The following is a 12,350-nucleotide window of genomic DNA, read 5'->3' on the forward strand; positions in this document are numbered from 1 at the left end:
CTTAATCGCGCCAGTCGACAAACTCGTCCAGCTCTGCGCGGTCTGTGCGGAATGTGTTGATGGCGGCGGCGTCATCTGGATAGCCAAAGGAGATGGCGGCAAGGACGTTGCGGTCTTCGGGGATGTCGAAGTGTTTGCGGACCACGTCCGAGTAGAGAGAGAGTGCGGCTTGGGGCACGGTGCCGATGCCTTGCGCTTTGGCGGAGAGGCAGAATGCGGTTATGAAACCGCCGCAATCGAGCACGCCGTAGGGGCCGAGTTCTTTGGGACAGGTGATCACGGCGACATGCGGTGCGCCAAACAGCGTGTAGTTCTCCCGCATTTGACGGGCGCGGCCCTCGCGGTCGCCTCGACCGATGCCAACAGCTTCGTAAAGCTGGAACCCACAAGTGCGGCGGCGTTTGAGATGCGCACCGGTGTAGGTGTCTGGAAACGGGTAGTCGGGCGCGGGAGCGCCTGCGTCAAAGGCTTGCGCCATGGCATCGCGAAAGGCTTCGGTTTGGGGGCCTGAGGCGACAATCACTTTCCACGGTTGTGCGTTGCACCAGGAGGGGGCGCGGCCTGCATCCAGGAGGATCTGGGAAATCACCTCACGCGGTACGGCATCTGATTTAAATGCCCGGCAGGAGTGACGGGCGTGTAGAAGTTCTTGCAATGCAGCGTGGTGAGACATCGCGAATTTCCCCAACTCTTATTGGTTTTGGGCGATGATATAGCCAATAACGCCGGCTGCAATAGCGGCGAGGAGCACGGCAAAGGCGATCTTCCACTTGGAGTAGGGGCGCTCGCCTTGGACGCGGCCGGTTTGTCCATTCACAACAAAGCGGTAGGACTTGCCACGGTACTTGTAGGCGGCCATCCAGACCGGCAGCAGGATATGCTTGAACGTGACGTCGCTGACGGAGGTGGAGATGTTGTGGATGCGTTGGCGGTCTCCGCCGATGTCAAAGGCCACGTCGCGGCGGATCACACGGTCCATGTGATCTCGGGCCTCGTCGTAGCCCTCTTCGAGGTCGATGGAATAGCCCTCGGCCTGAAAGCCCGCGAGGAACTCTGGCGTGTAGGGCTCTAGGGCAGAGAGATCCCACGGTTGCAAGTTGTCAGTATATTTCTTTGGCAGGGCTTTGGAGCCCAACACAAGGATATCGTCAAACCAGCGCGCGACGCTGCCAGAGGCCGGGGACCAGCGGATTTTCTGTACCTGCCGTTGCTCGCGTTTACCGTCGACCATGACGGTTTCGGTGACGTAGTAGATGGTGCCGCGTTCGCCCCTGTAGGAGGATTTGGTATCGGCATCGTAGGTCCAATAGGGGACATAGATGCCGTCCATTTTGCGGCCCTTTTTGGCGTATTCTTGCAAGCCGTTGGGGGCGAACCAGAGTTTGCCCAGCCAGTCATTCATGGACTGATGCGCGACTTTCTCTGCGATCTGAAAAGGCAGGACAGCACGCGGCTTGATCAGGCGATGCGTGCCTGTGTCGACCACGACGGGGGTGGCGCAGAACGGACATTCGGTGGCGTGCGTGTCGCCCTCAAACACAACATGCGCGGCGCAATTGGGGCAGGAGGTAGTGCGGGCCTCGACCATTTCGGCGGCCGGGAGTTGCTCGGTCAATGCTGCTTTGAAATCCAGCTCGGCAATCGCAGCCTGACGATCACCTTGTTCGGTGGGTTCTTCGTGACCGCAGTGATCGCAGATCAGTTTGCCTTCGTTGGGGGCAAAGCGGTAGTCGGCACCGCATTGGGCGCAGGGGAAACGGGTGGTCTCTTTGGGCGCGGGGGGCGGCGTGGCTGACATGAAATCTGCTTGCTTTGAAATGGCTTGGAAGAAATTGGCGGAGCCCCGGCTAGCAAGCCGGGGCCAAGGTTTTATGCGCCAGGGGGCGGTGGCGGCAGGATGGTGAAGAGCTGGGCCAGTTCGGCGACGTCTTCGGCGTGTTTCCAACCGTCCTGACCAGCGGTCCAGACGTGTGTTTCCCGGGTGATCTCCCCAGCGGTGGCCATGCGGCCGAGCGCGGCTTTGGAGAACGGTCCTTTGGTTTGGCCGTTTTCGGCAATGTGCCACACGTGTTCGACCGGTGGTGGGGGCGGCGGCGCGGCGGCGGCTTGAGGCGCGGGAGAAGCTTGCGGTGCTTGGGCGGCAGGTTGCGCCCCCCATGGGCCGGTTTGCGCCATCTGTTGGGCCATTGCCATGCCCATACCCATGCCCATGCCAGCGCCCATGCCGGAGTTTGGCGTTTGCGCGGCGGCGGTCATGGCTTCGGCGGCGGAGAACTGTGTGTATTTGCCCAGATCGCCGACAATGCCCATCGAGGTGCGTTTGTCCATCGCGGCCTCAACCGCGGGCGGCAGGGAGATGTTCTCAATGTAGAGCTCTGGGATCGCGAGGCCGTATTCGGCGATGGTTCCGGAGATTTCGGCAGCGACCAGCTTGCCCAGATCGGCGGTGTTGGCGGCCATGTCCAGAACCGGAATGCCGGAGCCTGCGACCACGCGGGAAAACTCCTGCACGATGATGTTGCGGATCTGGAAGGAGATCTCATCCATGGTGAATTCGCCGTCCGTCCCAACGATCTCCGTCAGGAAGCGGGCGGGGTCGACCACGCGGATGGCGTAGGTGCCATAGGCGCGCAGGCGCACAGGGCCAAATTCCGGATCACGCACCATAATGGGGTTTTTGGTGCCCCATTTCAGATCAGCAAATCGCGTGGTGTTGACGAAGTAGATTTCGGATTTGAACGGGCTTTTGAAACCGTGGTCCCAGTGTTGGAGCGTGGTCATCACCGGCATGTTGTTGGTTTCCAACATGTAGAGACCGGGGGTGAAGACATCGGCCAGCTGGCCCTCGTGCACAAACACCGCTGCTTGCCCCTCGCGCACGGTCAGCTTGGCACCGTATTTGATCTCGTGGCCTTCACGCTCAAAGCGGAACACCAGCGTGTCGCGGGTGTCATCAACCCAATGAATGACGTCAATAAATTCGCCAGTGAGGAAATCAAAAATACCCATGAAGTGGTCCTTTCAAAAGGCTGGTCGCGGTAGCGCTCAGAAATTCTGTGCGGTTTGCTCGCGGGCCAGAATGTAAACAATGGGGCGGGCCTCGTCCACGCTCATACCGACGCCAAGACGGTCATCGTAGAGCATGGAGAGCAGTTTTTCGTCATGCGTGGTGAGCAGCGCAAACTCTTCGTCATCGTTGAAGATCGACGGGCGGGCTGCGGGGCTGTCATTTGCCAATCCCAAACCTTGCGCGATTTCCTCGTGGAAGCAGGATTTGCGCAGAAGATCAGGGTGTTCTGCGCGTACCAGGGCAACGGCGGAGGTGTAGGCGTTGGGATTGCTGTCCGATGCCAAAGCGACCACAAAGCAATAGATGTTGCGTGGTGGATTGGCGAATAACGCGCGGGTTTTGGGAGAGGCGTTGGGCAGCAGAGTGTCCAGACGCGATTGCACGGTGTCACGGTCATCTGCGCCCATCACCAGCACGTGGAAGTTGGGTTTGTTGGTCGTCTGTCGGATCTGGTGTCCGGTGGCGTTGGCCAGACGGGGCACATAGGCGGCCACTGTGGCGCGGTCCGTGGCGCGTTGGCTTTCCGGTACAGACGGGCCAAACTCGACGTTCACTTTGACAGGTCCATTCCAACGGCGCAGCTGGCCGGCTTGGCCGGAGGAGCGCTCCAGCCCGCCGGTGTTGCTGTATTCGTCATAAAAGGCGATGCGCTCAAAGTTGCGGGCCAGCATGTCCGGGGTGAACGGCGTGTCCGGGCCGCCGCCATCGGTGCGCAGCAACCCGCGCGTCAGCAGATCCGCCTGAACGCTGCTGTAATAGCTGCGCAGGGCCGCGCTGGCCTCGGACGGGGGCGCAGGCGTGGGGGCGACAACCGGTGGCGCGGTGACGCCGCCGGTGTTCACGCAGGCTGCCAAAGTTGTCAGCAGCCCAAGGCCTATGCCCGCAAGCCGTTTCACGCGGTGGGCACGGCGGTCGCGGTGGTATCGCCCAGGCCATCCTTGCGCGCCTTGGCGGCTGCCAGCGTGTCGCGCAATTCGGCTTCCATCTTTTTCATGTCGTCTTCGGCGGCCGCACGTTTGGCTTTGCCTTCGTCGGCGATTTGCAGCGACTCGTTGATGGTGGCGATCAGCTCTGCGTTGGCGGTTTTCACGGCCTCGATGTCAAACACGCCGCGTTCCATTTCGGTGCGCACCACCTTGTTGGTTTCGCGCAGGTTTTTGGCGTTGGCGGTCAACAGCTCGTTGGTGAGGTCGTTGGCTTCCCGCACGGCAGAGGCAGCCTCCGCAGAGCGCTGAATGGTCACGGCTTGCGCCAGTTGGGTTTCCCAGAGGGGCACGGTGTTGACCAGCGTGGAGTTGATCTTGGTGACCAGAGATTTGTCGTTTTCCTGCACGAGGCGGATCGACGGCAGGGATTGCATGGTGACCTGGCGAGTCAATTTCAGATCGTGCACGCGGCGTTCCAGATCGTCTCGTGCGGCGCGCAGGTCACGCAATTCCTGCGCCTTCATCACCTGAGCGTTTTCATCGGCTGCGGCCACTTCAGCTTCTTTGGCTGGAATGTCGTTGGCATCCAGCTCGGCAATCTTGGCTTCGCCTGCCGCGATGTAGAGCGCCAGTTCGTCGTAGAAGGCGAGGGTCTTTTCGTAGAGCACGTCCAGCGATTTGATGTCCTTGAGCAGGGTGTGCTCGTGGTTCAGCAGGTTGTCGGTGATCTTGTCGATCTGGTCCTGCACTTCCTCAAAACGGGCGGTGAACTTGGCAAAAGGCGCGGCGCGGCCGATCAGCTTTTCCCAGAAGCTGCGCTCGCGGCGGACGTCCAGCTCAGACACGGAGAAGCCGCGAATGGTGGTGACGATGTCGCGCAGGCTGTCGCCTGCTGGGCCAACGTCTTTGTTACGGACGTCTTGTAGCATCGCTTGAGAGATGGTCTGCAATTCGGCCTGTGCAGCGGAGCCAAAAGACACGATCGAGTTGGTGTTGCTCATGTCCAGCTCAGCCATGCGCTTGGTGATTTCCGCAGAGACGGGCGCGTTTGCTTCGGCCAACGGCACAATGGCGTTGGCCTCCACCGGTTCGGGCAAGGCAACGGTGGCTTCGGTGATTTCCGCCAAAGCGGCTTCGGCTTTTTGTTTTACGATCTCAGACATTTAAATCCACCCTTCCCGGTAGGTCACATGTGTTATCAGCTGTCGCGGCGCATGCCTTCGCGCTCCAGGCGCTCGCGCAGCACGTCAATTTCGATGGTCAGGTCACCGCGATCTTCCAGCAGGAGTTTCTGCGTGCGGGCGGCGAAGTTTTCTTCCAGATCGTCCAGCAGTGCGAGGTAGTCGGCGCGGGCTTGGACGTCTTGTGTGCGGCTGTAGATGTCGGCAAATTTCTCGGTCGCGTCTTTGGCGCCGAGCAAATAGACGCCGAGGTAGCGGCGTGCCGCGGTGAGGTCGCGCGGGTCTTCTTCTACCGTGCGGAACAGGTCGCGGGCGGTGGATTGGAAGGCCGAGACGCGGCGTTCGACACTGCGGTCTCCGGCGCGGGCAATGGCGTCGCTCATGGCGCGCAGGTGTTCTTCGGCCTCTTCCACGGCGCGGGCGACCCGGTCGGTTTGGTGACGGTTGGTGCCCTCCATGCCTTTGTCCGACATAGGATCGAGACCAAAGGCAAAGCTGTGCAGCAGGCCGCCAACCACGGCAAAGATGCCTGCCTCGATGGAGCCGTGACCTGCAAAGCCTGCAATTGCCAATCCAAGGCCAGTCAACACAGACCCGAGCAGTTTGCGCGGGAGCGCTGGGCGGCGGGCGACCTTGCGGGCGTCATAGGCCTCTTGAGCAAACATGCCTTCGCGGGTCATCCAAGCCGCGAGAAGCAGGACGCCAAGCGCCATCAGATATTGCACCATGACGATGGGCTCAGATGTGAAGGCTTTCCAGATCAGGGGCAGCGGCGCGAGGAACAGCAGGTTAACGCGCCCGCCCGCGCGGCTGCGCTTGGCATTGCGAAAGCCATCGTCGCTGCTGGCACCTTGGGCGCCGCCAGGGCTGTATTTGCCGCCAAATTTCTGAGCCATCAGGCGCCTCCCGTGAAAGAGACGTAGAAGATCAACAGAACCAACAGGCCAAAGGCCAGCTTCTGTAACCCGGTTGATGACATGCCCACTCCACCCTGCGCTAAGTTATGGAGAAATCTAAGAAGTCTGCTGCGCGATGGCTAGGGGGAAGTTTTGGGAAAGCGGCGCATTGCCGAAGCAAGTCCGCTTTTAAATCAGTTATTTGCGACGACGCGTGGGTTTGCGGCGTTTTTCTTCCGGAATCGCGCCGTCCAGACCCAATTGGTCGCGCACCACGCGGCGGCGCAATTCTTCGACTTCGCCTTGTTTCAGCTGACCCAGTTGGAAGGGGCCGTAAGACACGCGGATCAGGCGGTTCACGGTGAGGCCGATGGCCTCCATGGCGCGGCGGATTTCGCGGTTTTTGCCCTCGCGCAGGCCGACGGTGACCCAGGCGTTGGCGCCTTGTTGGCGGTCCAGTGTGATGTCCATGGGCTGGAAGCGTTCTCCGTCGACCTCAATGCCTTTGCGCAAAGGGGCAAAGGTGTCCTCGGTAGGGCGGCCGTTGATTCTGACGCGGTACTTGCGCAGCCAACCGGTGCTGGGCAGTTCCAGCTTGCGCTTCAGGCCGCCATCGTTGGTCAGAAGCAGCAGGCCTTCGGAGTTGAGGTCAAGCCGGCCAACAGTCATCACGCGTGGGAGGTTCTCTGGCAGTTTGTCAAAGATCGTCTCGCGGCCCTTTTCATCGCGGTTCGTGGTCACCAGTCCGGCGGGTTTGTGGTAGAGCCAAATGCGCTCGTGATCCGGCTCACCAATCAGCTTGCCGTCCACGGTGATGCGGTCTTTGGCGGTGACGTTTAGCGCCGGGCTGTCGAGTTTCTTGCCGTTTACGGACACGCGGCCTGCCTCGATCATGCGTTCCGCATCGCGACGCGAGGCCACGCCTGCGCGGGCCAGTACCTTGGCGATGCGATCTCCCTCGCGTTTGGGCGCGTCAGAGGCCGGTTGCGCCGACGCCTTGCGCGGTTTGGACGGGCGCGGCTTGGCGGCGTTTGGTTTCGCGTTCGGGCGACGGGAGGAGGGGGGCTTTTGAGACATGTCTCCGTTTACCTGCGAAACGGGGATTGCGAAAGGGGGCTTGGCAGGGCAAGTCTGCCCCATGACCTTTCGGAGCCATATGGACCTTGCGCTAGAGGAAGCACGCGCCGCTGCTGCACGTGGCGAAGTGCCTGTGGGCGCAGTGATTGTTGGACCGGATGGCGCGGTTCTGGCCTCGGCGGGCAACAGGACGCGGGAGGATCTGGACCCAACGGCCCACGCCGAGGTGCTGGCGATGCGCGCGGCCTGTGCCAAGATTGGCAGCGAACGGCTGGTCGGCTGCGATCTGTATGTGACGTTGGAGCCGTGCCCGATGTGCGCCAGTGCCATAAGTCAGGCGCGGATTGCGCGGGTGTACTATGGCGCGGCAGACCCCAAATCTGGCGGTGTGGCGCAGGGGCCGCGGGTGTTTGCCCATCCGCAAAGCCATCATGTGCCAGAGGTCTATGACGGCCTTGCGGCGGAAGAGTGCGAGGCGCTGCTCAAGGCGTTTTTTGCCGAACGCCGCTGAGGCCTTACAGGTCGATTGGGACCATGACTTCTGGTTCGATCACGTCAACGCCGGGCAGACCTGTGGCGAGCACGTCTGCGGATTGCTCCAGAATCGGAAAGGTTTTGTAGTGGCAGGGGATCACGGTTTTGAAGTTGAAATAGCGTTTGGCGGCATAGGCTGCGCCCGCCATGTCCATGGTGAAATGACCGCCAGCAGAAAGAATGCCCACGTCGGGTTTGTAATAATCCCCCATCCAATCCATGTCCGCCATGATGTCGGTGTCGCCTGAGATATAAAGGGTGCGGCCTTCGGCGCGGAGAATGTAGCCAACTTCCGAGCCGGCGGCTTTGGGGCCTTGATCCGTACCAAATGTCGAGCTGTGAGAGGCAGGCACCATGGTGAGACTGACGCCGTCACCCAACTCTACCGTGCCGCCTTTGTTGAAACCAACAGTGTCCAAATGCTCGTGCTCGTTCCAGTAAGACATGAGGTCGTATTGGCCGACGATGGGACAGGAGAGCTTGCGCGCCAGGGGCAGCATGTCGGCGACATGGTCAAAATGTGCGTGGGTCAGGATCAGATGGGTGGCGTTTGCTACCGCCGCTTCGTGTTGCTCTTCGGGCAGAACCGGGTTGCCGGTGAGCCAAGGGTCGACAAGCAACACCAGATTTCCGGTTTCGATGCGAAAAGAGCCATGTCCAAGCCAAATCAGTTTCATGCCAAATCTCCTGCTGAATATCTGTCACAGTAGCACGCAATTGATGCTTTGGAAGGGGAGGTGTTGCGCCCAAGAGCGGGCAAGCGCTTGCACCATATTCCCGTGCGCGCTAAAGGCTGAGGGCACGTCCGCAACGAGAGAGTCTTGCCCCATGTCGATTGACGAAAGCACCGCCGCCAAAGTGGCCAAACTGGCCCGTATCAAGGTTGAAGAAGATGCCCTGCCTGCGCTGGCACAGGAATTCAATGCCGTGCTGGGTTTCATTGAGCAACTGAATGAAGTTGACGTAGACGGCGTGGAGCCGATGGTGTCCGTGACCCCGATGCGTTTGAAGCGTCGTGAGGATGTGGTGACCGATGGCGATCAGCAGGAGAAAATTCTGAGCAACGCGCCGGACGCGCGTGAAGGCTTCTTTGCCGTTCCCAAAGTGGTGGAGTGATCCGGCTTTTAAGCCGTTGATCCCCTGACAATAGATTTTGCCCCACATAGAGAGGCGCCCGATATGACCGATCTGACCAAACTCACCCTGGCTGAAGCCCGCGACAAGCTGCGTGCCGGTGATGTGACTTCCGTTGAACTGACTGAGACCTTTTTGATGGCAATCGACGAAGCCGATGCGCTGAACGCGTTTGTGCACAAGACGCCTGAGATTGCGCTGGAACGCGCCAAGGCGGCGGATGCCCGGATTGCCCAAGGTGACGCGCCAGACATGTGCGGCCTGCCAATTGGCATCAAAGACCTGTTCTGCACCAAAGGTGTGGCGTCCCAAGCGGCGAGCGGCATTCTGGAAGGCTTTACACCTGAGTATGAATCCACGGTTTCCCAAAAACTGGAAGATTCCGGTGCAGTGATGCTTGGTAAGCTGAACATGGATGAGTTTGCGATGGGCTCTTCCAATGAGACCTCTGTTTATGGCAACGCGATCAACCCATGGCGTCGCGGCAATGACGAAGCGGCGCTGACCCCTGGCGGCTCTTCTGGTGGGTCTGCGGCGGCTGTTGCGGCGGATTTGTGTCTGGCGGCAACCGGTACCGACACCGGTGGTTCGATCCGTCAGCCTGCGGCGTTTACCGGCATCACTGGTATTAAGCCAACCTATGGCCGGTGTTCCCGTTGGGGCGTGGTGGCCTTTGCTTCTTCGCTCGATCAAGCAGGCCCAATGACCAAAGACGTACGAGACGCGGCCATCATGCTTGAGGCGATGTGTGGTCACGACGAGAAAGACAGCACTAGTGTCGATTTGCCAGTGCCAAACTTTGAAGCCATGCTGACCGGCGACATTCGCGGCAAGAAGATTGGTATTCCAAAAGAGTACCGTATGGACGGTATGCCAACCGAGATCGAAAAGCTCTGGGCCGACGGCACCGAGATGCTCAAAGCGGCAGGGGCGGAGATTGTCGACATCTCCCTGCCGCACACAAAATACGCATTGCCAGCCTACTACGTGATTGCGCCAGCGGAGGCGTCTTCCAACCTCGCGCGCTATGATGGTGTGCGCTACGGTCACCGTGCCACTTTGGCGGCGGGCGACGGCATCACCGAGATGTATGAAAAGACCCGCGCCGAAGGTTTCGGCCACGAGGTGCAGCGCCGCGTGATGGTTGGGACCTATGTGCTGTCCGCAGGTTTCTATGACGCTTACTACAACCGTGCGCGTCGTGTTCGGACGCTGATCAAGCAGGACTTCGAGAACGTCTTTGCTCAGGGCATCGATGCGATCCTGACGCCAGCGACACCGTCTGCGGCCTTTGGTCTGGGTGAAATGACCGATGCCGATCCGATCCAGATGTATCTGAACGACGTGTTCACCGTGACCGTGAACCTTGCTGGTCTGCCAGGTGTGTCGGTGCCAACCGGTCTGGACAGTCAGGGTCTGCCACTGGGCCTGCAGCTGATCGGCCGCCCTTGGGAAGAGGGTGATCTGCTGAACACCGCCTATGCGCTGGAGCAGGCGGCAGGTTTTGTGGCCAAACCAGGCAAATGGTGGTAAAGCTGCTGCAAAACTAAGAGCAGTTAAGGCAGATCATGAAACGTAGCATTGGGGCCATTTGTGCGCTGGTCGCGCTGAGCGCGTGCCAGCCGGCCGTGCCAGACAGCGCCGCAGGCGTGTTTTACGACGAGAAAACCGGAGAGCATCGGCGGACGGCCTTGCCGCCTGCGAATGCAGTCTCGCAGGAGACCATCCCGGACGCACCACAGATTGCGACGATCGAACCGGCGCCCGTGGTGGCCACCGTGCCGCCCGCGCAATCCGTAGCATCTACGCCCTTGGTCACCACCACTACTGCACAGCCGCAAACTGCGGCAGCGGCGGCGAGCACGGTGCCATCCGCAAGCTCCACTGCGTCAGCCGCCAACGATGCGGCCAGCATTGCCAGTGAGACCACGGCTGCTTTGGCGGCGGCGTCTGCCAATTCCGGTGTGCAGCCGTTGCACGCAAGTCCAAGCAACCCAGCGCCTCAGGTGTTCTCCAATCCGGGCATTTCGGATGAGAATGACTTTGCAGCTGTCGATGGACGGCGTTCCATTGAGGCAGACGCCGCACGTCGGGCGCAGAACAAAGCCAACTACACTGTGATCCAGCCCACTGCTGTGCCGGTGCGCACGGGAGATGCTGGGCCAAACATCGTGGCTTATGCTCTGGAGACCAAGCACCCTGTTGGCACAAAGGTGTACAGCCGACTGAAGATTGGTGGCGCGTCGCGCTATGAAAAAGCTTGTGCCAAGTTTGGCAGTGACGAGGCGGCGCAGCGGGCGTTTCTGGAAAAAGGCGGCCCTAAGAGAGATCGGCTTGGTGTTGATCCGGATGGCGATGGCTATGCCTGCAAATGGGATCCCAGCCCGTTCCGCGTGGCCGCCGGCAACTAAACATGCCTTCCAATTTGGACATTCTACAGCAGCCCTCCCCGAACTTCGGGGAGCGGCGGGATGGACAGCAGCCTGAACTGATTGTGATCCACTACACTGCGATGGATAGCGCGCAGGCGGCGATTGACTGGCTGTGTAATCCCGAAGCCGAAGTGTCAGCGCACTATGTGATTGCGCCGGACGGGGAGGTCACGCAGCTGGTGGCGGAAGAAATGCGGGCCTGGCACGCGGGTGTTGGCAGTTGGCAGGGTCAAGGGGATGTGAATTCCCGCAGCATTGGCATTGAGCTGTCCAACAAAGGCGATCACCCGTTTGCGGCGGCGCAGATGGACGCGCTGGAAGCTCTGCTGGTTGGTATTATGCAGCGTTGGGATATTGGCCCGGACGGCGTGATTGGACATTCCGACATGTCGCCGGGGCGTAAGATTGATCCTGGTCCGAAGTTTGATTGGCTGCGGCTGGCGCGTCAGAGGCTGGCTGTTTGGCCGGATCAAAGGCCTGCGGAGGCCGATTGGGAAAGCTGTGCCGCGCAATTTGGCTACGATTTGGACAACCCTAATTGTTTTGCCGCGTTTCGGGCGCGGTTTCGGCCTTGGGCTGAAGGGCTAAGTGACGCCGAGGATGCGCGCATTGCAGCGCGGCTGGTGCAGGCCGCAGGCAGAGATTGACGCTTTCACGCCAAAGGCCTATTGCGGGGACGCGCAGAGAGCTGGATGGCCGCGGGGGCGTAAGCCCGCGAGGAAAGTCCGGACTCCACAAAGCAACGGTGCCGGGTAACGCCCGGCCGGGGAAACCCGAGGGAAAGCGCCACAGAGAACAGACTGCCCCGATCCGTCGGGGTCAAGGTGAAACGGTGGGGTAAGAGCCCACCGCGCGGCTGGCAACAGCGGCGGCACGGCAAGCCCCACCGGGAGCAATGCCAAATAGGGACCGCGCGTGGCGCTAGCCACAGGAGCGCTTTGCTCCGAGCAGGTCCGGGTTGGCAGCTTGAGGTGTCTGGTAACAGGCACCCTAGATGAATGGTCATTGAACCGGCTTCGGTCGGGGAACAGAATCCGGCTTATAGGCTCTCTGCGCGTCACCTTCCCATTTTGCACAAGACAAACAGAGGCTTGCCGCCA

At 60.5% G+C, this 12,350-nt stretch carries 13 protein-coding genes and 1 other RNA gene; 6 read left to right on the forward strand and 8 right to left on the reverse strand.

Annotated features, from left to right (window positions below):
- Nucleotide 1 precedes the first annotated feature (1 nt).
- The 7 genes from SIB92_RS19295 to SIB92_RS19325 all read right to left on the reverse strand — a co-directional run bounded on the left by SIB92_RS19295 (nucleotide 2) and on the right by SIB92_RS19325 (nucleotide 7,150).
- The gene (locus tag SIB92_RS19295; RefSeq protein ID WP_412553541.1) at nucleotides 2–673 is read right to left on the reverse strand and encodes a nitroreductase; all 672 of its coding nucleotides are present in this window, start codon (nucleotides 671–673) and stop codon (nucleotides 2–4) included.
- Nucleotides 674–691: 18 nt separating this feature from the next.
- A complete protein-coding gene (locus SIB92_RS19300) occupies nucleotides 692–1,798 on the reverse strand; it encodes a TFIIB-type zinc finger domain-containing protein (RefSeq protein WP_412553542.1) in 1,107 nt (368 codons plus the stop codon).
- A gap of 71 nt (nucleotides 1,799–1,869) precedes the next feature.
- Entirely contained in the window at nucleotides 1,870–3,009 is a 1,140-nt protein-coding gene (locus SIB92_RS19305) for an SPFH domain-containing protein (RefSeq protein ID WP_412553543.1), read from the reverse strand.
- 36 nt (nucleotides 3,010–3,045) lie between these two features.
- Nucleotides 3,046–3,966, reverse strand: coding sequence for a DUF2927 domain-containing protein (locus tag SIB92_RS19310; protein ID WP_412553544.1), 921 nt, complete (start codon nucleotides 3,964–3,966; stop codon nucleotides 3,046–3,048).
- Nucleotides 3,963–5,159 carry a toxic anion resistance protein gene (locus tag SIB92_RS19315; RefSeq protein ID WP_412553545.1) on the reverse strand — a complete coding sequence of 399 codons (1,197 nt, stop codon included), beginning with the start codon at nucleotides 5,157–5,159 and terminating at the stop codon, nucleotides 3,963–3,965. Before SIB92_RS19315 ends, SIB92_RS19310 begins: the two co-directional genes overlap by 4 nt.
- Nucleotides 5,160–5,194: 35 nt before the next feature.
- Nucleotides 5,195–6,073 carry a 5-bromo-4-chloroindolyl phosphate hydrolysis family protein gene (locus SIB92_RS19320; protein ID WP_412553546.1) on the reverse strand — a complete coding sequence of 293 codons (879 nt, stop codon included), beginning with the start codon at nucleotides 6,071–6,073 and terminating at the stop codon, nucleotides 5,195–5,197.
- 198 nt (nucleotides 6,074–6,271) lie between these two features.
- The gene (locus SIB92_RS19325; RefSeq protein WP_412553547.1) at nucleotides 6,272–7,150 is read right to left on the reverse strand and encodes a pseudouridine synthase; all 879 of its coding nucleotides are present in this window, start codon (nucleotides 7,148–7,150) and stop codon (nucleotides 6,272–6,274) included.
- Nucleotides 7,151–7,211: 61 nt separating this feature from the next.
- On the opposite strand from SIB92_RS19325, the gene SIB92_RS19330 reads away from it, so the two are divergent.
- A complete protein-coding gene (locus SIB92_RS19330) occupies nucleotides 7,212–7,661 on the forward strand; it encodes a nucleoside deaminase (RefSeq protein ID WP_412553548.1) in 450 nt (149 codons plus the stop codon).
- 4 nt (nucleotides 7,662–7,665) lie between these two features.
- Here the strand turns inward: SIB92_RS19330 and SIB92_RS19335 are convergent, their stop codons facing one another.
- Nucleotides 7,666–8,361 (reverse strand): metal-dependent hydrolase, encoded by a 696-nt coding sequence (locus SIB92_RS19335; RefSeq protein WP_412553549.1) that lies wholly within the window; start codon nucleotides 8,359–8,361, stop codon nucleotides 7,666–7,668.
- A gap of 151 nt (nucleotides 8,362–8,512) precedes the next feature.
- Between SIB92_RS19335 and gatC the strand changes: the two genes are divergently transcribed.
- The 5 genes from gatC to rnpB all read left to right on the forward strand — a co-directional run bounded on the left by gatC (nucleotide 8,513) and on the right by rnpB (nucleotide 12,308).
- The gene (gene gatC, locus SIB92_RS19340) at nucleotides 8,513–8,800 is read left to right on the forward strand and encodes an Asp-tRNA(Asn)/Glu-tRNA(Gln) amidotransferase subunit GatC (RefSeq protein ID WP_412553550.1); all 288 of its coding nucleotides are present in this window, start codon (nucleotides 8,513–8,515) and stop codon (nucleotides 8,798–8,800) included.
- Nucleotides 8,801–8,863: 63 nt separating this feature from the next.
- Nucleotides 8,864–10,351, forward strand: a complete 1,488-nt coding sequence (gene gatA / locus SIB92_RS19345; RefSeq protein ID WP_412553551.1) for an Asp-tRNA(Asn)/Glu-tRNA(Gln) amidotransferase subunit GatA — start codon at nucleotides 8,864–8,866, stop codon at nucleotides 10,349–10,351.
- 35 nt (nucleotides 10,352–10,386) lie between these two features.
- Nucleotides 10,387–11,229, forward strand: coding sequence for a hypothetical protein (locus SIB92_RS19350; protein ID WP_412553552.1), 843 nt, complete (start codon nucleotides 10,387–10,389; stop codon nucleotides 11,227–11,229).
- 2 nt (nucleotides 11,230–11,231) lie between these two features.
- A complete protein-coding gene (locus tag SIB92_RS19355; protein ID WP_412553553.1) occupies nucleotides 11,232–11,897 on the forward strand; it encodes an N-acetylmuramoyl-L-alanine amidase in 666 nt (221 codons plus the stop codon).
- Between the two features lie 33 nt (nucleotides 11,898–11,930).
- Nucleotides 11,931–12,308, forward strand: an RNA gene (rnpB, locus tag SIB92_RS19360) — RNase P RNA component class A.
- Nucleotides 12,309–12,350: the final 42 nt, after the last annotated feature.

Origin of the sequence: Shimia sp. MIT1388, from assembly GCF_047124445.1 — a bacterium.
Lineage (GTDB): Bacteria > Pseudomonadota > Alphaproteobacteria > Rhodobacterales > Rhodobacteraceae > Shimia.

Coding starts and splice junctions, on each gene's coding strand:
- SIB92_RS19295 (WP_412553541.1), bottom strand. CDS start 673: ATGTCTCACCACGCTGCATTGCAAGAACTTCTACACGCCCGTCACTCC.
- SIB92_RS19300 (WP_412553542.1), bottom strand. CDS start 1,798: ATGTCAGCCACGCCGCCCCCCGCGCCCAAAGAGACCACCCGTTTCCCC.
- SIB92_RS19305 (WP_412553543.1), bottom strand. CDS start 3,009: ATGGGTATTTTTGATTTCCTCACTGGCGAATTTATTGACGTCATTCAT.
- SIB92_RS19315 (WP_412553545.1), bottom strand. CDS start 5,159: ATGTCTGAGATCGTAAAACAAAAAGCCGAAGCCGCTTTGGCGGAAATC.
- SIB92_RS19320 (WP_412553546.1), bottom strand. CDS start 6,073: ATGGCTCAGAAATTTGGCGGCAAATACAGCCCTGGCGGCGCCCAAGGT.
- SIB92_RS19325 (WP_412553547.1), bottom strand. CDS start 7,150: ATGTCTCAAAAGCCCCCCTCCTCCCGTCGCCCGAACGCGAAACCAAAC.
- SIB92_RS19330 (WP_412553548.1), top strand. CDS start 7,212: ATGACCTTTCGGAGCCATATGGACCTTGCGCTAGAGGAAGCACGCGCC.
- SIB92_RS19335 (WP_412553549.1), bottom strand. CDS start 8,361: ATGAAACTGATTTGGCTTGGACATGGCTCTTTTCGCATCGAAACCGGA.
- gatC (WP_412553550.1), top strand. CDS start 8,513: ATGTCGATTGACGAAAGCACCGCCGCCAAAGTGGCCAAACTGGCCCGT.
- gatA (WP_412553551.1), top strand. CDS start 8,864: ATGACCGATCTGACCAAACTCACCCTGGCTGAAGCCCGCGACAAGCTG.
- SIB92_RS19350 (WP_412553552.1), top strand. CDS start 10,387: ATGAAACGTAGCATTGGGGCCATTTGTGCGCTGGTCGCGCTGAGCGCG.
- SIB92_RS19355 (WP_412553553.1), top strand. CDS start 11,232: ATGCCTTCCAATTTGGACATTCTACAGCAGCCCTCCCCGAACTTCGGG.